This is a genomic window from Pseudomonas sp. JZ114 (assembly GCF_051027705.1).
GTDB classification, from domain to species: domain Bacteria; phylum Pseudomonadota; class Gammaproteobacteria; order Pseudomonadales; family Pseudomonadaceae; genus Chryseomonas; species Chryseomonas luteola.
Window position 1 is genome coordinate 1,078,437 of record NZ_CP069256.1, and the last position, 25,260, is coordinate 1,103,696.

Annotated in this window: 23 protein-coding genes; 14 read left to right on the top strand and 9 right to left on the bottom strand. The window is 57.3% G+C overall.

Annotation, left to right across the window (positions count from 1 at the left end):
* Positions 1-59: 59 nt before the first annotated feature.
* The 8 genes from JQR90_RS05055 to JQR90_RS05090 all read left to right on the top strand — a co-directional run bounded on the left by JQR90_RS05055 (position 60) and on the right by JQR90_RS05090 (position 8,020).
* Positions 60-983 carry a 3-hydroxyacyl-CoA dehydrogenase family protein gene (locus JQR90_RS05055; RefSeq protein WP_010797337.1) on the top strand — a complete coding sequence of 308 codons (924 nt, stop codon included), beginning with the start codon at positions 60-62 and terminating at the stop codon, positions 981-983.
* Positions 984-1,003: 20 nt separating this feature from the next.
* Positions 1,004-2,440, top strand: coding sequence for a sigma-54 interaction domain-containing protein (locus JQR90_RS05060; protein WP_037030788.1), 1,437 nt, complete (start codon positions 1,004-1,006; stop codon positions 2,438-2,440).
* 205 nt (positions 2,441-2,645) lie between these two features.
* A complete protein-coding gene (locus JQR90_RS05065) occupies positions 2,646-4,037 on the top strand; it encodes a GntP family permease (protein WP_010797339.1) in 1,392 nt (463 codons plus the stop codon).
* 11 nt (positions 4,038-4,048) lie between these two features.
* A complete protein-coding gene (locus JQR90_RS05070) occupies positions 4,049-4,819 on the top strand; it encodes a 3-hydroxybutyrate dehydrogenase (protein ID WP_073449519.1) in 771 nt (256 codons plus the stop codon).
* A 25-nt stretch (positions 4,820-4,844) separates the two neighbouring features.
* A complete protein-coding gene (locus JQR90_RS05075; protein WP_010797341.1) occupies positions 4,845-5,546 on the top strand; it encodes a CoA transferase subunit A in 702 nt (233 codons plus the stop codon).
* Position 5,547: 1 nt separating this feature from the next.
* A complete protein-coding gene (locus tag JQR90_RS05080; protein WP_010797342.1) occupies positions 5,548-6,174 on the top strand; it encodes a CoA transferase subunit B in 627 nt (208 codons plus the stop codon).
* Positions 6,175-6,292: 118 nt separating this feature from the next.
* Positions 6,293-7,471 (top strand): acetyl-CoA C-acetyltransferase, encoded by a 1,179-nt coding sequence (locus tag JQR90_RS05085; protein ID WP_010797343.1) that lies wholly within the window; start codon positions 6,293-6,295, stop codon positions 7,469-7,471.
* 105 nt (positions 7,472-7,576) lie between these two features.
* The gene (locus JQR90_RS05090; RefSeq protein WP_010797344.1) at positions 7,577-8,020 is read left to right on the top strand and encodes a DUF4174 domain-containing protein; all 444 of its coding nucleotides are present in this window, start codon (positions 7,577-7,579) and stop codon (positions 8,018-8,020) included.
* Here the strand turns inward: JQR90_RS05090 and JQR90_RS05095 are convergent.
* Positions 8,017-8,691 (bottom strand): glutathione S-transferase, encoded by a 675-nt coding sequence (locus JQR90_RS05095; RefSeq protein ID WP_010797345.1) that lies wholly within the window; start codon positions 8,689-8,691, stop codon positions 8,017-8,019. The two genes, JQR90_RS05090 and JQR90_RS05095, sit on opposite strands and share 4 nt — an antisense overlap.
* Positions 8,692-8,809: 118 nt before the next feature.
* A complete protein-coding gene (locus tag JQR90_RS05100; protein ID WP_010797346.1) occupies positions 8,810-9,901 on the bottom strand; it encodes an NADH:flavin oxidoreductase/NADH oxidase in 1,092 nt (363 codons plus the stop codon).
* Between the two features lie 140 nt (positions 9,902-10,041).
* Between JQR90_RS05100 and JQR90_RS05105 the strand changes: the two genes are divergently transcribed.
* The 3 genes from JQR90_RS05105 to JQR90_RS05115 all read left to right on the top strand — a co-directional run bounded on the left by JQR90_RS05105 (position 10,042) and on the right by JQR90_RS05115 (position 11,795).
* Entirely contained in the window at positions 10,042-10,518 is a 477-nt protein-coding gene (locus JQR90_RS05105) for a MarR family winged helix-turn-helix transcriptional regulator (RefSeq protein WP_010797347.1), read from the top strand.
* 131 nt (positions 10,519-10,649) lie between these two features.
* A complete protein-coding gene (locus JQR90_RS05110) occupies positions 10,650-11,042 on the top strand; it encodes a DUF6491 family protein (protein ID WP_312508406.1) in 393 nt (130 codons plus the stop codon).
* A gap of 66 nt (positions 11,043-11,108) precedes the next feature.
* Positions 11,109-11,795 (top strand): thermonuclease family protein, encoded by a 687-nt coding sequence (locus tag JQR90_RS05115; RefSeq protein ID WP_434140580.1) that lies wholly within the window; start codon positions 11,109-11,111, stop codon positions 11,793-11,795.
* A 50-nt stretch (positions 11,796-11,845) separates the two neighbouring features.
* On the opposite strand, the gene JQR90_RS05120 is transcribed toward JQR90_RS05115, so the two are convergent.
* The gene (locus JQR90_RS05120; protein ID WP_010797350.1) at positions 11,846-12,673 is read right to left on the bottom strand and encodes a peptidoglycan DD-metalloendopeptidase family protein; all 828 of its coding nucleotides are present in this window, start codon (positions 12,671-12,673) and stop codon (positions 11,846-11,848) included.
* Positions 12,674-12,800: 127 nt separating this feature from the next.
* Between JQR90_RS05120 and grxB the strand changes: the two genes are divergently transcribed.
* The gene (gene grxB / locus JQR90_RS05125) at positions 12,801-13,445 is read left to right on the top strand and encodes a glutaredoxin 2 (protein ID WP_010797351.1); all 645 of its coding nucleotides are present in this window, start codon (positions 12,801-12,803) and stop codon (positions 13,443-13,445) included.
* Between the two features lie 3 nt (positions 13,446-13,448).
* Here the strand turns inward: grxB and xseA are convergent, their stop codons facing one another.
* From xseA to JQR90_RS05140, 3 genes are all read right to left on the bottom strand, one after another.
* Complete coding sequence (xseA, locus tag JQR90_RS05130) at positions 13,449-14,828, bottom strand: exodeoxyribonuclease VII large subunit (RefSeq protein WP_037030794.1); 1,380 nt, start codon at positions 14,826-14,828, stop codon at positions 13,449-13,451.
* Positions 14,829-14,861: 33 nt separating this feature from the next.
* Positions 14,862-15,833, bottom strand: a complete 972-nt coding sequence (locus tag JQR90_RS05135) for a D-2-hydroxyacid dehydrogenase family protein (RefSeq protein ID WP_239381629.1) — start codon at positions 15,831-15,833, stop codon at positions 14,862-14,864.
* A 109-nt stretch (positions 15,834-15,942) separates the two neighbouring features.
* A complete protein-coding gene (locus tag JQR90_RS05140; RefSeq protein WP_434140769.1) occupies positions 15,943-17,964 on the bottom strand; it encodes a TonB-dependent siderophore receptor in 2,022 nt (673 codons plus the stop codon).
* A gap of 279 nt (positions 17,965-18,243) precedes the next feature.
* Between JQR90_RS05140 and guaB the strand changes: the two genes are divergently transcribed.
* Together guaB and guaA are read left to right on the top strand one after the other, a co-directional pair.
* A complete protein-coding gene (gene guaB / locus JQR90_RS05145) occupies positions 18,244-19,713 on the top strand; it encodes an IMP dehydrogenase (protein WP_010797355.1) in 1,470 nt (489 codons plus the stop codon).
* 99 nt (positions 19,714-19,812) lie between these two features.
* A complete protein-coding gene (gene guaA, locus JQR90_RS05150; protein WP_010797356.1) occupies positions 19,813-21,390 on the top strand; it encodes a glutamine-hydrolyzing GMP synthase in 1,578 nt (525 codons plus the stop codon).
* A gap of 63 nt (positions 21,391-21,453) precedes the next feature.
* Here guaA and JQR90_RS05155 read toward each other — a convergent pair whose 3' ends face one another.
* The 3 genes from JQR90_RS05155 to JQR90_RS05165 form a co-directional block, all read right to left on the bottom strand.
* A complete protein-coding gene (locus JQR90_RS05155; RefSeq protein WP_010797357.1) occupies positions 21,454-22,224 on the bottom strand; it encodes an SDR family NAD(P)-dependent oxidoreductase in 771 nt (256 codons plus the stop codon).
* A 25-nt stretch (positions 22,225-22,249) separates the two neighbouring features.
* Positions 22,250-23,893, bottom strand: a complete 1,644-nt coding sequence (gene xylE / locus JQR90_RS05160) for a D-xylose transporter XylE (protein ID WP_010797358.1) — start codon at positions 23,891-23,893, stop codon at positions 22,250-22,252.
* Between the two features lie 168 nt (positions 23,894-24,061).
* On the bottom strand, positions 24,062-25,222 hold the full coding sequence (locus tag JQR90_RS05165; protein ID WP_112297896.1) for a fumarylacetoacetate hydrolase family protein: 1,161 nt from the start codon (positions 25,220-25,222) through the stop codon (positions 24,062-24,064).
* Between the last annotated feature and the right edge of the window lie 38 nt (positions 25,223-25,260).

Genomic DNA, 25,260 nt, shown 5'->3' on the forward strand with positions numbered 1-25,260 from the left:
CCCTTTGCCTTGGGACGATTGCAGACTGGCCCTTCGACAGGCTATTCAGGACAACAACAATGCAAACGCCTCGAATCGCAATTATTGGCGCCGGCCTCATGGGTGTCGGGATTGCCACTCATTTTGCTCGCCACGGACATTCGGTTCTGCTGCGAGACGTTTCCGCCGAGCGTTTGAGCGATGTGCCCGCCATTGCCAGAAGTGTTCTGGAAGAGCTATCAGCGGCTGCGCTGTTTGAATCCAGTCAGACCCATGCAGTGCTGACCAGGATCACGACAACCGATGCGCTGGCCGATTTGGCTGATGCCACGCTATTGATCGAGGCTGTACCTGAGCGGCTGGCGCTCAAGCATGCGTTGTATGCGGAGCTTGAGTCAGTCGTTTCGCCAGAGGCCATTATTGCCAGTAACACAAGCGGCTTTCCTCCCGAGCAACTGGCTCAGGGAATGGCATATCCCGAACGGTTGCTCATTGCTCATTTCTGGAACCCGCCTCATCTGATTCCACTGGTCGAACTGGTGCCGGGAGAAAAGACCAACCCAGCCTGTTTGGAGAGGGTGCGGGATGTATTGCAAGTCATGGACCTGGAAGTTGTTTTGCTCATGCGGGCGATTCCGGGCTTCATTGGCAACCGCCTGCAGTTTGCCGTGCTGCGTGAGGCCCTGCATATCGTACAAAGCGGTGCAGCGTCGCCTGAAGATGTGGACCGGGTCATGCGGGCCTCTCTGGGTAGGCGCTACGGCATGGTGGGACCGCTGGAAGCGGCAGACATGGGTGGTCTCGATACCTTTCTGGACATCGCTAGCCACCTGATGCCGACCTTAGCCAAGGATGAAGAGGTGCTAGAGGTTTTGCGTGAACGCGTCGGGCAGGGAAGAACAGGCCTACGCAGCGGCAATGGGTTTTATGAGTGGAGCGAGGAGCGCAAGGCGCGGATAGCCGAACGGCGTGCCCATCAGCTACAGCATGCCTTGCGGCCATGAATCGCTATACAGGTATCGATATGGCGACCGCCAATGACCTGAGCGACTATCAGCAGATCAGTCTGCGGGCAATTCGCTCGCTATTTGAAAGCATCGAGCAGAGCAGCGAAGGTACCGTGATTGTGGACCGTGACCTCCGTATCGTTTGGATGAATGAGCGTTATGCCCGGCGCTTTGGCTTGCCCAGCGCAAAGTCGGCGATCGGGCAGGTGTGTGAGCAGGTGATTCCGGGAAGCTTGTTGCGGGAAGTAGTCAACACGGGCCAGCCCATCCTGCTGGATCTGCTTGATACACCCAAAGGACCAATGGTGGTGATGCGTTTGCCCATCCATGACGATACCGGTCAGGTCATCGGTGCCATTGGCTTTGCCTTGTTCGATGAGTTACGGACGTTGGCCCCCTTGGTGACGCGGTTCTTACGGATTCAGGAGGAATTGGCTTCGACGCGGCGGTCGCTGCAGAACGCCCGGCAGGCCAAATACAGTTTTGCCCACTTCGTAGGCAGCGGCCCGGCCAGTCAGGAGGTCAAGCGACGAGCGAGACGTGCGGCTACGGTAGAGACCTCTGTCTTGCTGTTGGGCGAGACCGGCACAGGAAAGGAGTTGTTGGCCCATGCCATTCATGCGGCATCCCCTCGGGCCAATAAGTCGTTTGTCAGTGTGAATGCGGCTGCCATCCCTGAAAATCTGTTGGAAGCTGAGTTCTTCGGCACGGCGCCTGGTGCCTTTACAGGCGCGGACCGCAAGGCGCGGGCAGGAAAACTGCAGATTGCGCAGGGCGGAACGCTATTTCTGGACGAAATCGGCGATATGCCCCTGAGCTTACAGGCAAAACTTTTGAGGGTACTTCAGGAAAAGGAATTCGAGCCGCTGGGGTCCAACGAGGTGCTGCGCTGCGACGTTCGGCTGATTGCGGCAACCTCACGCAATCTGGATGCGCTGGTAGCTGAAGGCTTATTTCGGGCGGATCTGTACTACCGCTTGAACGTACTGCCCATTGTGGTTCCGCCGCTGCGTGAACGGCGAGAAGACCTGCCGGCGTTATGCGAAGCCATCCTGGACAGTTTGCTGGCGGAAGGACATGCGCCTCGGGAGCTGGATGAGGAAGCACTGGCTTTGCTCGCCTGCTACGATTGGCCTGGCAACGTACGTGAGCTGCGCAATGTTCTAGAGCGCGCATCGCTGTTGAGTGATGAGGCCGTTATTGGCGCGCTCAGCATTGGCTCGGCATTAGGAAAACCCTTGCCACCCAAAGCGATTGAGCAGGTGTCCATTAGCACTACCAGTACGCCTAGTAACAACATGACGTATGAAGAGGCGAAGCGCCAATTCGAGCATGAGCTCATTACCCAGGTCTTGTCATCGTGCTCAGGCAGGGTCGAGGAGGCTGCCAAACGCTTGGGCCTCGGACGCTCCACCCTTTATAAGAAAATGGCTGCCCTAGGGCTCTTGTCTTGAAATAGAGACTATTCTCAAGTTGGAGACAAAATTGATTCGAACTTGTCTCCAATTGGAGAAATCAATGAATTGAAGGAGCAATTAGTTAAGTAATTCAAGGTGTTAGTGTCTGGCATGGATCTCGCTTACAAAGCCTTGCTGTCTCCACAGCTACAACAATAACTAGCCGCTGCGTTCGGTGCTGACCGGCCAGCGAGGAGAAAACATGAGCGTATTGATTGCTCTGGCGGCGCTGGGTCTGCTGATGCTGGCGGCGTACCGTGGTTATAGCGTTATCCTGTTTGCACCGATTGCAGCCCTTGCGGCGGTGCTGCTGACCGATCCTTCCGCTGTGGCTCCGGCATTTACCGGTGTGTTCATGGACAAGATGGTCGGCTTCATCAAGCTGTACTTTCCTGTCTTTCTGCTGGGTGCAGTCTTCGGCAAGCTGATCGAGCTTTCCGGTTTTTCCCGTTCCATTGTGGCTGCTGCGATTCGTCTGCTGGGCACACGGCAGGCCATGCTGGTCATCGTGCTGGTTTGCGCCTTGCTGACCTATGGTGGCGTCTCGCTGTTCGTTGTCGTGTTTGCGGTGTACCCATTCGCAGCCGAGATGTTTCGTCAGAGCAACATTCCCAAACGTTTGATTCCAGCCACCATTGCACTGGGTGCGTTTTCATTCACCATGGATGCCCTGCCGGGTACGCCTCAAATACAGAACATCATTCCTACGACATTCTTCAACACGACGGCCTGGGCCGCCCCGTGGCTGGGGTTGATCGGCTCGTTGTTTGTCATCGCGGTCGGGTTGACCTATCTGGGGCGACAGCGTCGTAAAGCGATGGCGCGTGGAGAAGGGTACGGCACCGAGTTGCGCAACGAGCCGGAAACACCGGACAACATCAACTTGCCGAACCCGCTTCTGGCGCTGTCGCCACTTATCCTGGTCGGCGTCATGAATCTGCTATTTACCCACTGGATTCCTCAGTGGTACGGCAAGACGCACACGCTAGCGCTACCGGGGCTGGCAACGCCTGTTACCAGCGAAGTCAGTAAGCTGACGGCAATCTGGGCCGTCGAGGCTGCCTTGTTAATCGGCATTTTGCTGGTGCTTGTGGCTGCGTTTAAAACCATCCGTACCCGCTTGGCCGAGGGCACTAAAACCGCAGTAGGCGGGGCTTTGCTGGCCGCCATGAATACTGCGTCTGAATATGGGTTTGGTGCAGTAATCGCTTCGCTGCCGGGTTTTCTAGTCTTGGCAGACGCGCTCAAGACCATTCCCAACCCACTCATCAATGAAGCCATTACCGTAACGCTTCTGGCTGGCATCACTGGCTCGGCTTCAGGCGGCATGAGTATTGCGCTGGCGGCCATGTCGGACAGCTTTATCGCCGCAGCCAATGCCGCACAGATCCCCCTTGAGGTGCTGCACCGGGTGGCGGCTATGGCCAGCGGTGGCATGGATACCCTGCCGCACAATGGCGCCGTCATCACCTTGCTGGCAGTAACTGGACTGACGCACCGGGAAGCTTACAAAGACGTATTTGGTATCACGCTGATCAAGACGTTGGCAGTGTTCGTGGTCATCGGCGTGTTCTATGCCACTGGCATCGTGTAGAGGAGAACGTTATGGACTTGAAAGGCAAAACCGCCTTGGTAACCGGTTCGACCAGTGGAATCGGTCTGGGTATCGCCACGCGACTGGCCGAAGCGGGTGCCGATGTGATCCTCAATGGCTTTGGTGACAGCGAGACGGCTAAAGCCGACCTAAGCCGTTTGGGTGGGCGGGTGGGCTATCACGGGGCGGACTTGTCCCGGCCTGAGCAGATTACTGAGCTTTTCGCCTATGCTGAACATGAGTTCGGTGGTGTGGATATTTTGGTCAACAATGCCGGCATCCAGCATGTGGCATCGGTCGAGACGTTTCCGGTCGAGAAGTGGGACGCGATCATTGCAATCAATCTGTCCTCGGTATTTCACGCGACTCGTCTGGCATTGCCGGGTATGAGGCAGCGCGGCTGGGGAAGGATTGTGAACATCGCGTCCGTGCATGGATTGGTAGGGTCGGCACAGAAATCCGCTTATGTGGCTGCCAAGCATGGCGTGGTCGGACTGACCAAGGTGGTTGCACTGGAAACGGCCGATTGTAATGTGACCTGTAATGCGCTCTGCCCGGGCTGGGTGCTGACACCTCTGGTGCAGCAGCAGATCGATGCACGCGCCGCTGCAGATGGCGATGCAGAGCGCGCACGGCGGGAGCTTCTGGAGGAGAAGCAGCCGTCACTTGAATTCGTCACGCCTGCCCAACTGGGCGAGCTAACACTGTTTCTTTGCAGCGATGCGGCCGCCCAGGTACGGGGCGCCGCGTGGAATGTCGATGGGGGCTGGTTGGCCCGTTAACAACAATAACGACACGAGGTAAACCATGAACAAGCTTTATCCCAGTGCCGCCCATGCCCTGGAAGGGGTCGTGGAAGACGGCATGACGCTGGCGGTCGGCGGTTTCGGTCTGTGCGGGATTCCCGAAGCGCTGATTCTGGCGCTGCGCGAGACCGGCAAGCGCGAGCTGACCGTGATCAGTAATAACGCCGGAGTAGACGGGTTTGGCCTGGGCGTACTGCTCGAGTCCCGGCAAATCAAGAAAATGATTTCCTCCTACGTAGGCGAGAACAAGGAGTTCGAGCGGCAGTACCTTTCCGGTGAGCTGGAATTGGAATTCACCCCCCAAGGCACGCTTGCGGAAAAATTGCGTGCCGGTGGTTCAGGCATCCCGGCGTTCTTTACGCGTACCGGCTATGGCACGCTGGTGGCCGAAGGCAAGGAAACCCGTGAGTTCGATGGTGAGCAGTATGTGATGGAGCGGTCGCTGGTGGCGGATGTGGCACTGGTCAAAGCGATCAAGGCTGACAAGGCAGGCAATCTGGTCTTCAACAAGACTGCGCGTAACTTCAACCCTCTGGCAGCAATGGCGGGCAAGCTATGTATTGCCGAGGTGGAACAGCTGGTGGAAACGGGTGAGCTAGACCCTGATGAGGTCCATCTGCCGGGCATCTTTGTGCAGCGCATCGTTGTGAATGCCAACCCCGAGAAGCGCATCGAGAAACGCACCCTGTCGGAGGGCAACTAATATGGCCTGGACTCGTGAACAAATGGCGCAGCGCGCCGCCAAGGAATTGCAGGACGGCTTCTATGTCAACCTGGGCATTGGCCTGCCCACTCTGGTCGCCAACTATATCCCTGAAGGAATGGATGTGTGGCTGCAATCTGAAAACGGACTCCTGGGTATCGGCCCGTTTCCGACAGAAGAGACCATTGACCCGGACCTGATCAACGCCGGCAAGCAAACTGTTACTGCCCTGCCGGGCAGCAGTTACTTCGACAGTGCCTTGAGTTTTGCCATGATCCGGGGCGGTCATATCAACATCGCCATTCTGGGCGCTATGCAGGTGTCGGAAAAGGGAGATCTCGCCAACTGGATGATTCCCGGCAAGATGGTAAAGGGCATGGGCGGGGCAATGGACCTTGTTGCCGGTGTAAAACGCGTGGTAGTGCTGATGGAGCACACCGCCAAAGGCGCTCACAAGATCCTGCCGGTCTGTGACTTGCCACTGACCGGAGTAGGGGTGGTCAACCGGATCATTACCGACCTGGGGGTGCTGGATGTGACCCCAGAAGGATTGAAGCTGGTCGAGCTGGCTGAAGGCGTCACCTTCGAAGCGTTGCAGGAAGCCACCGGCTGTTCAGTAATGGCATAGGCATGGTGCGCCTGTTGATCAGCGCAGGACGTACGCGACGGGATCCAGACGAATGCCGCAGGCGAACCGCCTTGTGCTGATGCCGGGCGCATGGCCATCTTATTTCAGGAGAACAGTAATGCGAGACGTTGTTATCGTGGCCGCTACGCGGACGGCCATTGGCAGCTTTCAAGGTGCGCTGGCCAATGTGTCGGCCGTGGAGCTGGGGGCTGCAGTCATCAAGGCCGTGATCGAAAAAACCGGTATCGCACCGGAACAGGTCGATGAAGTCATCATGGGCCACGTATTGACGGCAGGTCTTGGACAGAACACGGCGCGTCAGGCCTCCATCAAGGCGGGATTGCCGCCTACGGTGCCAGCCATGGCGCTTAACAAGGTGTGCGGCTCGGGCCTCAAGGCGCTGCATCTGGCCACCCAGGCCGTTCGCTGTGGTGATGCCGACATCATCGTGGCCGGTGGCATGGAAAGCATGAGCCTTGCGCCTTACGTTCTGCCCAAGGCGCGTACCGGTCTACGAATGGGAAATGCCGAGCTGGTCGATTCGATGATTCAGGACGGTTTGTGGGACGCGTTTAACGATTACCACATGGGGATTACTGCCGAGAATCTGGTCGAGAAATATGGCATCAGCCGCCAGGCGCAGGACGAGTACGCCGCGGCCTCCCAGCAGAAGGCTCTCGCGGCTATCGAGGCGGGCCGCTTCAAGGACCAGATTACCCCTATCGTGATCCCTCAGCGCAAGGGTGATCCGGTGGTGTTCGATACCGATGAGCAGCCGCGTGCAGGCACGACAGCCGAAGCCTTGGCCAAGCTCAAGCCAGCATTCAAGCCCGACGGTACGGTCACGGCCGGTAATGCTTCCAGCATCAATGATGGGGCCGCTGCGCTCATTCTCATGAGTGCGGAAAAGGCCGACGCGCTGGGCCTGCCGGTGCTGGCCCGCATCAAGGCCTATGCCAATGCAGGGGTTGATCCTTCCATCATGGGAATCGGACCCGTGTCAGCGACGCGCCGTTGTCTGGACAAGGCAGGATGGGGTCTGGGCGAGCTGGACCTGATCGAAGCCAACGAAGCCTTTGCTGCCCAGGCATTGTCGGTAGGGCAGGAGCTGGGATGGGACTGGGACAAGGTCAATGTGAATGGAGGGGCTATCGCGCTGGGTCATCCGATTGGCGCGTCGGGCGGACGGGTCGTGATCAATCTCCTGTACGAGATGATCCGGCGTGACGCGCACAAGGGGCTGGCGACCTTGTGTATTGGTGGTGGCCAGGGTGTCGCGCTGGCTATCGAGCGATAAGCCAAGGGCTACACGCTTTGTAATGCTACAGGTGTGTAGCCACTGAATTTTCGATGCGTATGTGGTCGTTATGCAAAGACCCTTTTCTTGATGGGAGTCATAACGATGTCTATTTTACGCATGCTGAAAGCCGGTACCTTGAGCGGGCTCATGGCGATTGCGGGAGGCGTGATGGCCGCTGACGCGGACAATCCTTTGACCCAGGAGCGTTGGAAGACGCGTCCCCTTGTTGTCCTGGCGGCTTCGGCGGATGATCCGGTGCTCAAACAGTTGACCACCTCCCTTGAAGAGCCACGCAACCGTGAGGCTTTTATCGAGCGGGATATGGTGCTTTATACCGTAGTCGGTGATCGTGGCCAGCGTAACGGTGAGCCGCTGAGCGAACATCAGACCCAGGCGCTGGTCAGTGCGCTTGATGAACAGCCGAGCGGCAAGGCAACGGTCATCCTGGTGGGCAAGGACGGCGGGAAGAAAATCGTGCAACAAGGCCAGATCGATCCTGCTGCGATCTTTGCCACCATCGACAAGATGCCCATGCGCCAGCATTAACCCTGGGCGGCATAGTCATAGGGGCCACCTTTTTCCAGGGCGCGTTGATACGCCGGTCGCGCATGGATACGCTCCAGAAAGGCCTTGAGCTTGGGGCGGCCCTGCGTCAAGCCTGCGCGACAGGCAGCCGCTTCCAGCGGGAAACTCATCTGTATATCGGCTGCTGTAAAGGCGTCACCTGCAAACCATTCGTGCTTGCTCAACTCACTTTCCAGATAATCGAAGTGCAGGTTCAGCTGCGGCTGAATGAAGACTCGGGTGACCTGATCACTGATAGCGCGCGCGATAGGGCGGGCGAAAAAAGGCATCGGACCGGTGCGGACACGGTCGAACACCAGCTTGAGAAGTAGGGGTGGCATGGCTGAGCCTTCGGCATAGTGCAGCCAGTAGGTATAGCGTGCGCGCTCGGGGGCGTCGGCGGAGGGAACGAGTGACTGCCCGTAGCGGTGGGCCAGATAATCGATGATGGCGCCTGACTCCGCCAAGGTCATCGAGTCATCGGTAATAACCGGCGACTTGCCCAATGGGTGAACATCACGCAGCTCCTTTGGCGCCAGCAACGTCTGCGGATCACGCTCATAACGTTTGATCTGATACTCGAGCCCCAACTCCTCAAGCAGCCAGAGGACACGTTGTGAGCGGGAGTTGTTGAGGTGATGAACCGTGATCATGGGCGCTCCATAGGCTGAGTAGATACATAGCCTAGCGTACTGTGCGTCTCGCCAAGCAATAAGCGGAACCAAATAAAAAAGGCGCCGTGTAACGGGCGCCTTTTTGGACAGCGAAAACTCAGCGACGCTTCAGCCAGGCCGCATAGGGCGGTGGCAGCAGATCCTGAGGGTTCTCGCGACCCAATTCGATAGCGGCATGGTAAGGCCAGAAGGGATCACCCAGTACAGCCTTGCCCAGCATGATCAGATCGGTCTGGCCGCTTTCGATGAGTTCATTGGCATCCTTGGGCTCGCGAATGGACCAGCTGATGGAGGTCAGCACATCGACCGCATCGGTGATCTGCTTTGCCTTGTCGCCCATGAAGCCTGGCTTGCCCCATGGAACATTGGACACATCAGGTGTGTTGAAGCCCATGCTGACGTCGATCAGGTCCATACCGCCTTCCTTGAAGCGGCGAACCAGCTCGATGGACTCTTCCATACCCTGATCGCCTTCAACGAAGTCGGTCACGCCCAGGCGTACGATCAGCGGCAGGTTCTGGGGCCATACCTCGCGTACGGCATGGAAGGTTTCCAGCAGGAAGCGTGCACGGCCTTCGAAGTCGCCACCGTATTCATCGGTACGCTTGTTGGCCAGCGGCGAGAAGAAGCTCTGCGCCAGGTAACCATGGGCGAAGTGCAGTTCAAGCAGTTCAAAGCCAGCAGCCAGGGCGCGCTTGGCAGCGGCTACGAAATCAGCTGTAACGCGATGGATATCCTCGACCGTCATCTGCTTGGGGGCACGGGGCAGGTGGGCACCAAAGGCATTATCGGAGGGGCCAATGGTTTCCCAGGCCAGCGGATGGTCTTCCGGCAGATGATCATCGCCTTCCCAGGGACGGTTGGCGCTGGCTTTGCGGCCGGCGTGAGCAATCTGGATACCGGCTACGGCACCGGTGGATTTGATGAAGTTGACGATAGGCTTGTAGGCTTCGGCCTGTTCATCGTTCCAGATCCCCAGGTCAGCAGGGGTGATACGGCCTTCAGGGGAGACGGCGCTTGCCTCTACAACAATAAGACCTGCACCGCCTGCCGCACGCGAGGCATAATTCTGGAAATGCCATTCGTTGGGCATGCCGTCTTTTGCCATGTACTGGCACATGGGAGAGACGGCAATACGGTTACGCAGGGTGACGTCTTTGATTTTCAGTTCGCTAAACAGATCAGCCATTGGGCATGTTCTCCAAGAGTAGGTAGCATCTGGCAGTTAGAGGCTTACCGATATATTGTGTTCAATATAATTGCGTGAAATGTAAACAAGCAAGAGGCTCGGCGTCGCAGGATGTTCGCTTTGGTCTCGACGAGGTCGTCATGTCTGATTCGATAAAAGAGACGCCAAATCGCTCCGTGTGCGAGCTTTCACTCGACGAACAGTTGTGTTTTCCGCTCTACGCAGCGGCAAATGCCACCATTCGTGCCTATCGGCCATTGCTTGAGCCGCTGGGCCTTACGTATCCGCAATACCTGGTCATGCTTGTGCTCTGGGAGCGGGACGGGCTCAAGGTCACTGAGATCGGCAGGCGCCTGCATCTGGATACCGGAACCCTTACCCCGCTGGTCAAACGCCTCGAAGCTGCCGGCCTGGTCCAACGGTCTCGCCTGGTTGAGGACGAGCGTTGTGTGGCGGTAACGCTGACCCAGGATGGGCGAGCCCTGCAGGAGGCCGCACGTGGCATTCCCGGTACGATGAAACAGACGCTTCCTCTGGACGCCGACACGGTGGCGGCTCTGAAGGCAGGTCTTTCACGCTTGATCGAAGTCAGTGAAACATTGAACGGACGCGATTAGGCCTGGATTGAAACTATAAGGCGCCACGCTTTCCTAACCCTCTGAGACAGTACATTCGATAGGGTGCCGCCATGGCAAAGGCGCATGCACTCAAAGCGCCACGATAGAGACAACAGGTTAAGGATTCTTGAATGCGTGTGTTTAGAACGCTGGGACTGCTGGGGCTGTTTTCACTGCTGGCAGCCTGTGCGACACCGTTCGGACCGCCGACCACGCTGGACGGCAAACTCAGGCGACTGGGCTATAGCCAAGGCGAGCCAATCCGTACAATCCTTGGGTTCGACTTGTCTGGATGGAGTTATCTGGATCGCAGCCACATTGCGCTGGGAACTGGCCTGGGACGGGCCTATCTGGTTGAGTTTGCGCAGCCTTGCGGCAACCTGCAGGCAGGTAACCGTATCGGCTACAGCTCAAGAGCGGCCGGTTTGCGACCTGGAGATCTGATCATTTCCAATGCGCCAGCCGGTGATGCGGAGCGGTGCACCATTGGTGAACTGTACAAGCTGATTCCCCTGGACCGCTGATCGCTGCACCGCAGGAGTGGTACTTTGAACAGCAGCTCTGCCCATTTTCTCCCAAGGAGTTTTCGCGTGAGGCGTCTGATTCCGTTTGCCGCTTTTTTCCTGTTTCCGTTGCTGGCCCAGGGCGAGACCATCAACTGCCGTGTGGTAGGTGTGCACGATGGCGATACGCTGACCTGCCTGACGCCACAGAAAAAACAGCTCAAGATTCGACTGGCCGAGATCGATACGCCTGAGTCCAAGCAGCCCTATGGGACTCGTGCGCAGCAGTCCCTCTCCAGCATGGTTTTTGGCAAGGATGTGCGGCTTGAGGTACAGGATACCGACCGCTACGGCCGCAAGGTGGCGCGCGTTTACCAGGACAGGACAGATGTGAATGCCGAGCAGGTCAAGTCCGGCTCGGCCTGGGTGTACCGGCAGTATTTGAAAGACAAGTCGCTGCTGGATCTTGAGGCCGAAGCCAAGGCTGCCAAGCGCGGTCTTTGGGCGCTACCGGAGTCGGAACGCATGCCACCGTGGGAGTGGCGCAAGGCCGATCGTGACAAGCGTCAGGATAAGCGGCAGGGATCAGCCACCTACACGCCGCCGGTCAAGTCGGCAAGCGAGGAAAGCGGCGAGTTCAACTGCTCGACGCTCAAACGCTGTAATGCCATGTCCAGCTGCGCCGAGGCGAAATTTCAACTGCAGCAATGTGGCAACACCCAGATTGATGGAAATCACGACGGGGTGCCCTGCGAGGCGCTTTGCAAGCGGTAGGATTGTTATACCCGTAAGCCTTGCGGGCTTACAGGCTTTCATTGACCCCGTCAGGGTGTATAGGCGTTGATGAAGATGGCGGGATCGACCCGTGCATCGTTCAGGCTGACATTCCAGTGCATATGCGGCCCGGTGGCTCTACCCGTCGACCCCACGAAGCCCACCACGCCACCTCTGGGCACTTCCTGCCCCAGCTTTACGTTCACTTTGGACATATGGCAGAACATGCTGATAAAGCCCTGTCCGTGGTCGACGAATACCGTACGGCCATTAAAGAAATAATCGCCAATCAGAATGACCTTGCCTGCGGCTGGTGCCTTGATTGGTGTACCGGCTGGAACGGCAAAATCGAGGCCTGAATGTGGGTTGCGCTCCTGGCCATTGAAAAAGCGCCGCAAGCCGAACGGGCTGGAAAGGCGTCCATCGACGGGGCGGTCCAGCAGCAGGTTACTGGGCGTACCGGGGGAAAAGATCTGATAGGCCTTGGTCTGCTCAGCCAGCTCACGCTCGATTCGCTTGAGATCCGCCGGATTGGGGTTTACCTGCCGATCATTTTTCAGCGTGATGTGCTGTTCCTTATAGTGGCGACTGCGCACCGCAAAGGTTTCCGTGCGGCTACCATTGACCGTCAATGTCTGCTGACCGGGTTTGATCGTGAGTGGAATACCGACGATAGCGATCCAGCGCTGGCCCTCTTCGTGGACCACCATGACCGGCTTCCCTTGATAGGTCGCTTTGGGAGCCGTCGGGCCGTTGCCCAATGGAACAACCGCTACACCCCCTGGAACAGGTTTATCCAGCAGGCGGGTGATGAAGCCTTCAGCATGGGCGCAAAAGGTAAAACACAAGGTAATCAGTAGCAGAAAAAAGCGAGGCATAGGAAAACAATCAAGGCAATGTGATCCAGTCATCCTCGTTCATGTCTTGGCTTCTGGCAAATCGCTCGTGGCTGAACCCGGGCGAGTTCACACCGGTCACTGCATGAGGACATCAAGGAGAAGCCTCATGAAGCTCTACTACTACGAACACTGTCCCTTCAGTACCAAGGCGCGTATGGCGCTGGGCCTCAAGCAACTCGATGCAACGCTTCAGGTGCTGTTGTATGACGATGCAGCCACCCCTGAGCGTTTGGTAGGCAAGAAGACTGTCCCGATCCTGGTAAAGGACGACGGGACCGCCATGACGGAAAGTCTGGCGATTGTTCACTATCTTGATCATCTCGATGACAGACCAATGATCGAACAGGCCCATTCACAAGCTGTAACCGCCTGGATTGAATCTGCCCTGCCGTCGTTTCAGCAGCTGGGCTATCCGCGCTGGGCACAGATCGGCCTCAAGGAGATGGGCTCGCGTGAGGCTCACGCGCTGTTTGTCGAGAAGAAAAGCCAGATCATCGGAGATTTCAATGCGGCCCTGTCAAACAGCCAGCAGGCCATTGAAGACATCAACCACCGCTTGACGCTATTAGTTGAGATGTACGGCCTTGACCCGGTACGTCCGCAGCTCCTGCTGGATGACTTCAACCTGTTTCCAATTCTGCGAGGCCTGAGCGTCACGGCTGGGCTGGAGTGGCCTGACTCGGTACGCCGCTATGTTGACGAGCTGAGCGCACGTGTTCAGGTAGAAACGTTTTTCAGTCGCGCCTGCTAATGGTCAGTCCAGCAGGGAGAGCGTCGTTGGTTCCCGATGATTGTCTTCCACCCGAACATCCAGCTCGCCTTCAGCCAGGCGGGCTTTGAGGCGCTGGCCATTACGCGTTTGATCGGCGGACCGGATGGCGTGGCCGCGTTCGTCGAGCAGAATGCTGTAACCACGACCCAGAGTGGCAAGCGGGCTGACGATATGCAGCGTTTGAACCTGGGCGGCCAGGCGCTGACGACGCTCCTTGAGCTGACGCTCCATGCAGCGCGGAAGCTGCTGGGCCAGTTGATCCAGCCGCTGACGTAGCAAAGCAAGTTGACGGCCCGGATGCTGGCCGGCCAGTCGCGTCTCGACATGGGCAAGGCGGTCCCGCCGCCGGTTCATGTCGATGACAAAGGCGCGGCGCAGGCGCATGTCCAGATCATCGATACGCTGTGCTTGCTGGCGCAGCCGCTCACCCGGATGCTTAAGCCGACGCGTCATGTTTTCCAAGCGCAACTGCTCACGGCTGAGCCGCTCACCCATGCGGACAACCAGGCGCCGATACAGCGCGTCCAGGCGGTTTTTAAGGTCCCCGCTGTGAGGGGCCAATAGTTCTGCGGCAGCGGAGGGCGTCGGGGCGCGTACGTCGGCCACGAAGTCGGCAATCGACACATCCGTCTCATGCCCGACCGCACTCACGATAGGCGTTTGAACGGCTGCAACAGCGCGGGCAACCTGCTCTTCGTTAAAGCACCATAGATCCTCAAGGGAGCCACCGCCCCGGGCCAGAATGATCGCATCGAAACCCTGCACGTCTGCAGTTTGCAACGCACGAGCGATCTGGGCCGTTGCCTCACGTCCTTGCACGGCCGTAGGTATCAGGACCAGCTCGACCTGTGGCGCACGGCGCTTGAAAACGCTGACGATATCGCGGATGACCGCTCCAGTCGGTGAGGTCACGATTCCGATACGGCACGGATGGCCCGGCAGCGGTTTCTTTCGCTCTTGCGCGAACAAGCCTTCGCCCAGCAGTTTCTGCTTCAGGGCTTCGAATGCCTGTCGCAAGAGCCCGTCACCTGCTGGCTCCAGGGTTTCCAGAATCAGCTGATAATCACCACGGCCTTCGAACAGGGAGACCTTGCCGCGAACCTTCACCGCCATGCCATCCTTGAGCAGGTTCCTGACACGCACGGCGTTCTGCCGGAAGAGGGCGCACCGTACCTGGGCGTCCTTATCCTTCAAGGTAAAGTAGATATGGCCGGAGGCGGGGCGGGCAAGATTGGATATCTCGCCTTCCACCCAGACCTGAGAAAAGACGTCTTCCAGCAGAACACGGGCGCGGCCGTTGAGCTGGCTGACGGTTAGGACCTCACGGTCGAGGCCGAGACGTTGAAAAGGATCGTTAAGCATGGCGGGCATCATAAGCCCGCCGTCGGCTGGATGCTAGCGACCCAGCACGTCTGGGTTCGCGACATTTTCCGGCTCGCCCGCAAAGAAGGCGATCAGATTGGCAAACGCTTCGCCAAAGTAGAGTTCGTAGCTGTGTTTCTCTACGTAACCCAGATGAGGCGTGCACAGGATGTTGGGGTGGGAAAGGAGGGGATGGCCGGCCGGTACGGGCTCCTCTTCATATACGTCTACCGCGGCATAGCCTGGGCGACCTGCCTCGACAGCTTCAAGCAGTGCGCCCGGCTCGATCAGACCTGCACGGGCAGCATTCACCAAAAGGGCTGACTTCTTCATCAACGCCAAGTCCTCACGACGGACGATATGGCGGGTCTTGTCTGAAAACCTTAGGTTCAGGCTTAGCACATCCGACTCGGCGAAGAAGGCCTCCTGGCTGTCGGCGGCGCGATAACCGTCCGCCACCGCGGCCCGTCGCGAAGCCTCGCTGCCCCATACCAGAACAGGCATGCCAAAGGCCTGACCATATCGGGCGAGCAGCTTGCCAATCTTGCCGTAGCCCCAAATACCCAAAATTTGGCCGTTCAGGCGTTCGCCCAGATTGACTTGCCAGCCACCGGCATAAAAGGTATCGATGGCTGGTTTGAGCTTGCGCCGCGCCATGAGAATCAGCGCCCAGGTCAGTTCGGCAGCGGCGATGGGCGAGCCGGTGCCTTCCACCACCGCAATTCCGCGATGAGTACAGGCTGCGACATCCAGATGACCGGTCGCCTTGCCGGTCTGGCTGATCAGCTTGAGGCGGGGTAGATGGGACAGCAGCGCCTCGTCGACATGTGTTCGCTCGCGGGTCAGCACCAGCGCATCGGCTTCTCGAAAGCGCTCGATCAGAACGGCTGGGTCACGCTCGGCATCATGATAGACCGTGACGGTATGCCCGGCACGTTCGAGCAGGGTGAAGCAGTCCAGGGTTTCGACAACGTGTTGATAGTCGTCCGGGATGACGATGTGCATGGCGGCGCTCCGTTGTGTTCTTGTGCCGACAGTTGAGCATAAGAACAGAGAGCCGCCTAGGTGGGATGGGCCGTCTGGGCAGGGTGCCCAGACGGATAATCTGATGCCCTCAGAAGGTCACGCTGGCACTCAGGCGCGCCGTACGAGGCTCGCCCACATTGACCTGCAATGCGCTACCGGTGCTGGAGGGGTAGTAATGCTTGTCAAACAGGTTGTCGACGTTGAGTTGCAGCTTGGCTTTATAGCCATGCACAGGCAAGTCCCAGCGCAGGAAGGCGTCAGCCACGGTATAGCTGCTCATATAAAAGCTATTCTCGTCGTCACCTGCACGTTCCCCTACATAGCGCGCACCTGCACCGGTATGCCAGTCACCCAGGTTGGACGGCACCTGCAAATGATGGGTGAGGTACAGGCTGGCCGTATGTTTAGGTGCCTGATTGAGGCGGTTGCCTTCCCAGGTGGGATTGCTGTTGTTTTCCAGAATACGCGTACGGGTATAGGCATAGGTGCCGATGATGTTCCAACGCTCGGACAGCCGCCCGGTGACGTCCAGTTCCAGTCCGCTGGCGCTTACTTTGCCGGCGCTACCTATCGACTGACCATTGACCGTGCGGGTACTGACCACATTGTCTTTTTCAATGTCGAATACTGCTGCATTCAAGTTCAGACCCGGCGCTAGAGTATACTTGGCGCCCAATTCGTAGCTGCGTCCTTTTTCCGGATCAAATGTCTGATTGAGATCATCCACGGTGGTGTTGGGAACAAAGGAGCGGCTGTAGTTTCCGTAGAGCGACAAGGCGTCGGTTGCCTGAAAAACCAGACCAACAAACGGGATAACTACCTGATCGTCCCTATCCAGAGTGGTTTTTCGGTTTGCTCCCAAACCTTGGGCGGCATATTGCTGGAATTGCTGATAGCGACCGCCTAGGACCAGAGTCCAGCGATCATCCAGATGCCAGTTATCTTTAAAATAAAGCGAGGTGGACTCAAGTTCATTGCGTGCATTGCTTTGCGTAGGGCTGATCTGCCTGGGCTCGGCAAGCTTGCCATAGGTGGGTGAATAGATATTGATGTTACGGCGGGAGCCAGTGCTATTGCGATAGGTCTTGCCCCTGTACTGATCATTCATTTCATGATCGATACCGATCAATAAATCATGGCGCTGGCCCAGGAAATCCTGTTTCCCAATAAAGTCCCAGCTGGTGTAGGTGGTCTCGTAATCATAATGACCGCCATTGGCTGTTCGCAGAAGTTCGCCACTGGGCGTAACCGAGACCGGCTGAGCGATGGCGAGGCTATAGCGGTCGTTATTCCAACCGTAGGTCAGACGCGTCTTCCACTCGTCGCTAAGCTGATACTCGAATCGAGCCGTTGCAGTCTCGCTGATGCCGGTTGTGTTGGCCCATTTCTCATCCAGGCGCTTGTCGTAGCTGATACTGGCCGGATGGCCATCGACAAACACCGTGCCGCGGTCAAACGGGCTCGTATAGTCGTTGTATTCATAGGCCAGCGTCACGCTGGCGCGTTCGCCGGTCCAACTCAGCGAAGGAGCGATGAGGGTGTGCTGATTGACACCATAGTTGCGCCAGTAGTCCTCGCTTTGCCGCTCGGCGATCAGGCGATACGCAAAACCGGTATCGCCCACAGGCCCGGTAGTGTCGATATTCAGACTACCGCCCCCTTCGCTGAAGGCCGAGCCGCCAAAGGTAGTGCTCTGCACATACTGAGGCTGTTTGCTGACTACGTTGATCAATCCACCCGGCTCAAGTGCTCCGTAAAGCAGAGAAGCCGGGCCCTTGAGAACTTCGACCCGCTCACTGGTAGGACCAAAGTTGCGGGACAGGTTTGAGCGCACGCCATCGCGAAAGATCGAACCGTCGGCATTCGTACCAAATCCCCGCTTGACCAATGAATCCTTGGTGTTCCCTAAGGTATTGCCCTGGCTGACGCCGCTGACAAACTTCATCGCATCATCCAGCGACTGAACGTCGTAGTCCTGAATGATTTCAGGCGTTACGACCTCAATAGACTGTGCCTCCTCCTTGACCGGCACGTCACTCTTGCTGGCTGTACCTGCCTGTACGGCTGTATACCCGTCTTCTACCTGAGGCATATCTGCCTGGATTTCCATGGTAGACAGGTCGACGCGGTCTTCCGCCCGGGCGGGTAGGGTGTACGCAGCGATGCAACCGGCAAGCAGGGAAAGAAGAAAAGGTATTTGCCGGACATGGCCGAAGGGGCGAGGCGAGGCTTTCAAGATAGGTGCTCATGATTTAGTAATGATAATTATTCTAATTTGATATTGTTTCCCATGTAAACGGAGCGGCAACTTTCATGCCTACGTTGAGGCTTTCCTCTAGGACAGGTATAATGTCGCGCTTCTTATTTTTCCCGCCCGGGAGCCCCTGCCATGCTGCGCATCAGCCAAGAAGCCCTGACTTTCGACGACGTTCTCCTGATTCCCGGTTATTCCGATGTCCTGCCAAAAGACGTCAGCCTGAAGACCCGCCTCACGCGCGGTATCGAGTTGAACATTCCCCTGGTATCCGCTGCGATGGATACCGTAACCGAGTCCCGTCTCGCCATTGCCATGGCCCAGGAAGGCGGTATCGGAATCATCCACAAGAATATGACGGTCGAGCAACAAGCTGCTGAAGTCCGCAAGGTCAAGCGCTTCGAGGCCGGCGTTGTAAAGGACCCGATCACGATCGATGCCAGCGCAACCGTCCGCGACCTGTTCGACCTGACGCGTCAGCACAACATCTCGGGTGTACCGGTCCTGGCCAACGGTGATCTGGTCGGTATCGTCACCTCCCGTGATGTGCGCTTTGAAAACCGCCTCGATATTCCGGTGCGCGATGTGATGACTCCCAAGGAGCGTCTCGTTACCGTTCGCGAGGGTGCCAACAAGCAGGAAGTGCGCGAGCTCTTGCACAAGCACCGTCTGGAAAAGGTCCTGATCGTCGATGAGGCCTTCAACCTGAAAGGCATGATGACCGTCAAGGACATCGAAAAAGCCAAGGCCTACCCGAACGCCAGTAAGGACGAAGCGGGCAGCCTGCGTGTCGGTGCTGCCGTCGGTACCGGCGCCGAGACACCTGAGCGTGTGGCTGCACTGGTTGCTGCCGGTGTTGACGTTATTGTGGTCGATACCGCTCACGGTCACTCCAAGGGTGTGATCGAGCGTGTACGCTGGGTCAAGGAAACCTATCCGCAGGTTCAGGTCATCGGTGGCAACATCGCGACCGGCGAAGCGGCCAAGGCACTGGCTGATGCAGGCGCCGATGCCGTCAAGGTCGGTATCGGCCCGGGCTCCATCTGCACCACGCGTATCGTGGCCGGTGTGGGGGTTCCGCAGATCTCCGCCATTGCCAACGTTGCCGCTGCGCTGGAAGGTACAGGTGTTCCATTGATCGCTGACGGTGGCATCCGTTTCTCCGGTGACCTGTCCAAGGCCATCGTGGCGGGCGGTTACTGTGTCATGATGGGCTCCATGTTCGCTGGTACCGAAGAAGCACCGGGCGAGGTCGAGCTGTTCCAGGGTCGCTCCTACAAGTCCTACCGTGGCATGGGCTCGCTGGGTGCGATGTCGCAGAGCCAGGGCTCCAGCGACCGTTATTTCCAGGACTCCGCGTCCGGTGCTGAAAAGCTGGTACCGGAAGGCATTGAAGGTCGCGTACCGTACAAAGGTCCGTTAGCCGCTATTATTCATCAATTGATGGGTGGCCTGCGTGCCTCCATGGGTTACACCGGCTGCGCCACGATCGAGGAGATGCGTACCAAGCCTCAATTCGTTCGCATCACCGGCGCCGGCATGGCGGAATCCCATGTACACGATGTGCAAATTACGAAAGAAGCGCCCAACTACCGCGTAGGCTGATTGCCGCGACGATAGGTTCGCTGGGTGTTTTATGTTGAGATTCGGGGCTGTCATGGACGGCCCCGAATCGTCTGTTCTTACCGCTCATGAGAAATGGCCATGTCCCAAGACATCCACGCTCACCGTATTCTGATTCTCGACTTCGGTTCCCAGTACACCCAGTTGATCGCACGCCGTGTGCGTGAGCTCGGTGTTTACTGCGAACTCCATCCCTTCGATATGGATGACGCCGACATCCGTGCCTTTGCCCCTCGCGGTATCATCCTTGCCGGCGGACCGGAATCGGTACATGAAGCCAACAGCCCTCGCGCACCCAAGGCCGTATTCGAGCTGGGCGTTCCGCTGCTAGGCATCTGCTATGGCATGCAAACCATGGCCGAGCAGCTGGGCGGCAGAGTCGAAGGCTCCAACGTTCGCGAATTTGGTTATGCCAAAGTCGATGTAGTCGGCAAGAGCCGCTTGCTTGACGGTATCGAAGACCATATCGACGACGATGGCGTCCTCGGTCTGGATGTTTGGATGAGCCATGGCGACAAGGTGTCCAACCTGCCGGAAGGTTTCCATATCGTTGCCAGCACTCCAAGCTGCGCCATTGCAGCCATGGGTGACGAAAAGCGCGGCTGGTATGGCGTGCAGTTCCATCCGGAAGTGACTCATACCAAGCAGGGCGGCCGTATCCTGTCGCGCTTCCTGTTGGATATCTGCCAGTGCAAAGCACTGTGGACACCCTCCAATATCGTTGAAGACGCCATTGCCCAGGTTCGTGCCCAGGTTGGTAGCGCCAACGTGCTGCTCGGGCTGTCCGGTGGTGTGGACTCTTCCGTGGTCGCTGCGCTGTTGCACAAGGCCATCGGTGATCAGCTGACCTGTGTCTTCGTCGATAACGGTCTGCTGCGTCTGCATGAGGGCGATCAGGTCATGGCCATGTTTGCCGAGAACATGGGCGTGAAGGTCATTCGTGCCGATGCCGAGCACCGCTTCCTGACCAATCTGGAAGGCGAAGCCGACCCAGAGAAGAAGCGCAAGATCATTGGCCGCACCTTTATCGACGTGTTCGATGCAGAAGCTAGCAAGCTGCCAAACATCAAGTTCCTGGCACAGGGCACTATCTATCCGGACGTGATCGAGTCTGCTGGCGCCAAGACGGGCAAGGCGCACGTGATCAAGTCCCACCACAACGTGGGTGGTCTGCCGGAAGAGATGAACCTGAAGCTTGTCGAGCCGCTGCGTGAGCTGTTCAAGGATGAGGTCCGCAAGATTGGTCTGGAGCTGGGTCTGCCCTATGACATGGTGTACCGCCATCCTTTCCCGGGCCCGGGTCTGGGCGTGCGTATCCTAGGTGAAGTGAAAAAGGAATACGCCGACCTGCTGCGTCGCGCGGATGACATTTTCATCACCGAACTGCGCAAGGCTGATTGGTATCACAAAGTCAGCCAGGCTTTCGTAGTATTCCAGCCGGTCAAGTCGGTTGGTGTGGTTGGCGATGGCCGCCGTTACGCCTGGGTCGTGGCCCTGCGTGCTGTGGAAACGATCGACTTCATGACCGCGCGTTGGGCTCACTTGCCTTATGAGCTCTTGGAAAAGGTTTCCAACCGCATCATCAACGAGATTGACGGCATTTCCCGCGTGACCTACGACGTGTCGAGCAAGCCGCCGGCAACGATCGAGTGGGAATGATCTGACGCATTAAGCACAAAGGCCGCCTAGAAAGGTGGCCTTTGTGCTTTTAGCCGATCCGTTTTAGCCCCAGCCACCGTCGACAGGAAACTCGTGCCCTGTCAGTTGGGCACTGTCATCCGCCGCGAGGAACAACACACTAGGGGCAACGTGCTCAGGAAGCAGGCGCAGTTTGAGGCACTGGTGTTCCTGAATACGGGCTTCGTCTTCCGGCGTGATCCATTTCTCCAGTTGACGCTCGGTCATGATGCAGCCTGGCACAACCGTATTGACACGAATAGCATCGACACCTAGATCCCGCGCAAAGGTTCGTGTCAGCCCATGTACCGCTGCTTTGGCACTGACATAGGCTGCCAGCCCGCCAAGCGCAAGCTGGACGCTGATAGAGCCAAAGTTGATGATCGATCCGCCGCCAGCCTGGATCATCTGTGGCGCAGCGGCCTGGATAGCAAAAAACATGGGGCGCAGGTTGATGGCCATGCGGTTGTCCCAGTATTGGATATCCACTTCGCGCCAATCGTGACGATCATCGTTGGCAGCGTTGTTAATTAAAACACGGATAGGCCCCAACGCTTGTCCTGCGTCCCTTATGGCTTCCTGAAGACTATCGATGTCTCGGATATCACAGCGGCGAAACCAGGGGGCTTGGCCGGTTTCGGTCTCCAGCTCAGTTATCAGGCGCTGACTGGCCTGCTCGTCGATATCGATAAAGGCGACGTGTGCGCCTTGTGTGTGAAAGGCGCGAGTCAGGGCACCACCGATGCCGCTGCCGCCACCCGTAATGAAAACGGTGCGGTCCTTGAGGCTAGGGTACTGTGCAGTTGCTTGAGTCATTTAGATTTCTCTGTATGGACAAGAATTAGGCGCGCTCGGCGACCAAGTCGGATGCTGAAGGCGTCCGAGGTGACCAGGCAGCATTCATTTCTTCCAGGGTTTTGTTTTTTGTCTCTGGGACCCAACGCCAGACAAATACAGCGGCCAGCAGGCCCATAGCGCCATATACCCAATAGGCGAAGCCGTGGTTGAAAAGGTCGTTCAACCAGGCATTGCTGTTCATCATGGGGAACGTCCAGGACACCAGTAGATTGGCTAACCATTGAGTAGCGACAGCAATGGAAAGGGCGCCTCGAATGCTGTTAGGAAAGATCTCTGAAAGCAGAACCCACACCACAGGCCCCCAGGAAACTGCAAAGGCGGCTACGTACACCAGCATCATCAACAGGGCAGTAATGCCTAGGCTTTGGAGGTAGAACGCTGTACCTAGCCCCAGCATGCTAACGGCCATTCCAAGCGCGCCGATGATCATCAGGGGTTTACGCCCAACACGATCTACTAAAACGATGGCAACAACCGTGAAGATCAGATTGACTGCACCAACAATGATGGTCTGGATCAACGAGACGTCTGCTTGGCTACCCATGTTCTTGAAGATTTCCGGCGCGTAGTACAGCACCACATTGATGCCCACAAACTGTTGGAAGATGGACAGCAGCATGGCAATCAGGATGAGGGTGCCGCCATAAGAGAGCCAGGGCGCTTCACGGTGGCTCTGCTGGAAGGACAGACGAATCTCATTAAGAATGGTTTGTGCTGCGGCAGAGCCGTTGATTTGTTCAAGTACCTCCATGGCACGGCCCGTTTGGCCTTTCATGACGAGATAACGGGGTGTTTCAGGCGTCTTGAGAAGAAGCGCCATAAAGGCGAAAGCCGGTACGATCTCTGAGCCCAGCATCCATCGCCAGCCGTATTGGCTCAGCCATTCCGTAGTTTGGCCGCGGGCAATGAAGTAATTGACGAAATACACCAATAACATGCCAAAAATGATGCAGAACTGGTTGCACGACACCAGGCGACCACGCATGTGGCTGGGAGCAATTTCAGCGATGTACATAGGCGAAAGCATGGAGGCAATACCAACCCCTATTCCGCCTATGATCCTATATAGGTTAAAGGCGCTGATGTGCTCAATACCAAATACGTTGACGACTTCAGGCAAGGCGGAGCCGATAGCCGATACGATAAAAAGCAAGGCGGCTAGGATCAGCCCGTTGCGACGGCCTAGACGCTGGCTGATATAGCCCGCAAAAAAGCCCCCGATTACGCAGCCTAGCAGGGCTGATGCAATGGTAAATCCAGTAATAGAGTTGGCGAGATTAGGCGTGATTTCATCAGGAAGAATGAAAACTTGCCTGTAGAACAGCCAGCCCGTAATAGCGGAAACAATCGCAGCAAATACTAAGCCACGCATGCGTCCGTAAAGCCGCATGAAGTAATAGATACTTAAGGCAAGCACAAGCAGGGTACTGAGCAAAAGCGTGTTCTTGAACTCAATGACGACCCGACTGGCCTGCATCGGGTCTTGAAACAACGGGTCAATAAAGTGCATCCGTATCGGTTCTACAGCACCGGAAATCACGGCAGTGTCGTAGCCGAACAGCAAGCCGCCGAATGCTGCGGCAATAGTGACGAATACCAAGAATCCAGAGGATTTGGCACGGTTCATGTTGTCTCCTAGGCTGTGGAGGCAGCCGGTTTTTGTATTTGTTAGCGATTCCCTGGAGTACAACGATCCGCCTCCTTGCGAATCAGAAAACTGTGCTGAGTAATGAGGCAGGTTCAGCCTGGAGCAGTCAGGCTGAACAGTTCAGGTAAATACAGGGCGGCTGATGGATCACTGCAGAGGAACAACGCTCAAAGGCAGGCCGCGGCGCTGAAGATTGTCCATTAGTGAGCGAATGCCAAAGGACCACGGGGCAGCTTGGTCGCTGGTGGTGACCCGGTTGCTCAGCGTGCCCAAACGCGATGTGCTGATCATGACCACATCGCCCAGCTTGTGAGTGAAGCCACCGCCGGGTTGATCGCGATCCTGGCGTGGAGCGAATAGGGTACCGAGAAACAGGACAAACCCATCCGGGTACTGGTGGTTGGCATTAAGCGTCTGCGCGACCAGATCGAGTGGGTCTCGGCTGATCTGGCGCATGGAGCTGTGGCCTTCCAGCAGATAGCCGTCTTCGCCGTGAATGCGCAAGTCAACCTCTGCCGAGCGCACATCGTCGATGCCGTAACTTTCATCGAAAAGACGAATGAAAGGGCCGATGGCTGTTGAAGCATTATTGTCCTTGGCTTTGGACAGCAGCAGAGCGCTACGACCTTCAAAATCCCTGAGGTTTACATCGTTACCCAAGGTCGCGCCCTGAACTTTGCCCGTACTGGAGACCACCAGCACAATCTCAGGCTCTGGGTTGTTCCAGGTGGATTTGGGGTGAATACCAATGTCTGAGCCGTAACCTACCGCTGAAAGAGGCTGGGCCTTGGTAAACACTTCGGCGTCCGGCCCTATACCTACTTCCAGATATTGAGACCATAGGCCCTGCTCGATGAGTACCTTTCGTAGCGCTTCTGCCTGATCTGATCCTGGCACGATGTCGGATAGATCAACGCCGATGCGCTCAGTCAATGAGGCGCGGATGTCAGCCGCCTTGCCCGGATCGCCCTTGGCCTGTTCTTCGACGACGCGCTCCAGCAGACTGGCCGCGAAGGTGACACCGGCTGCCTTGATAGCCTGTAGATCGATCGGTGCGAGAAGCCAGGGCTTGCTCTCATCACGCTCGCGGCTGTCGCTATTGGCGAGCAGACCTGGCAGGTCTATCAGGGGAGCTGGCAATGGCAGCTCATGAAGATAGGCAGCAGGGTTGTCCAGTTCCATCAGCGCGGATACGGTCGAAACCGAGGTGCTGATGTCATACACCGCCTGCTCTTTGACGAGCACCACGGCAGGGCCGGCGGTGGAGCCGGGTAGCCAGACACGGCCGACCCAGGTACCTGCGGCCATGTCGTCAGGCGCTTGATAGGCCGCCGTCAGGGGATGTG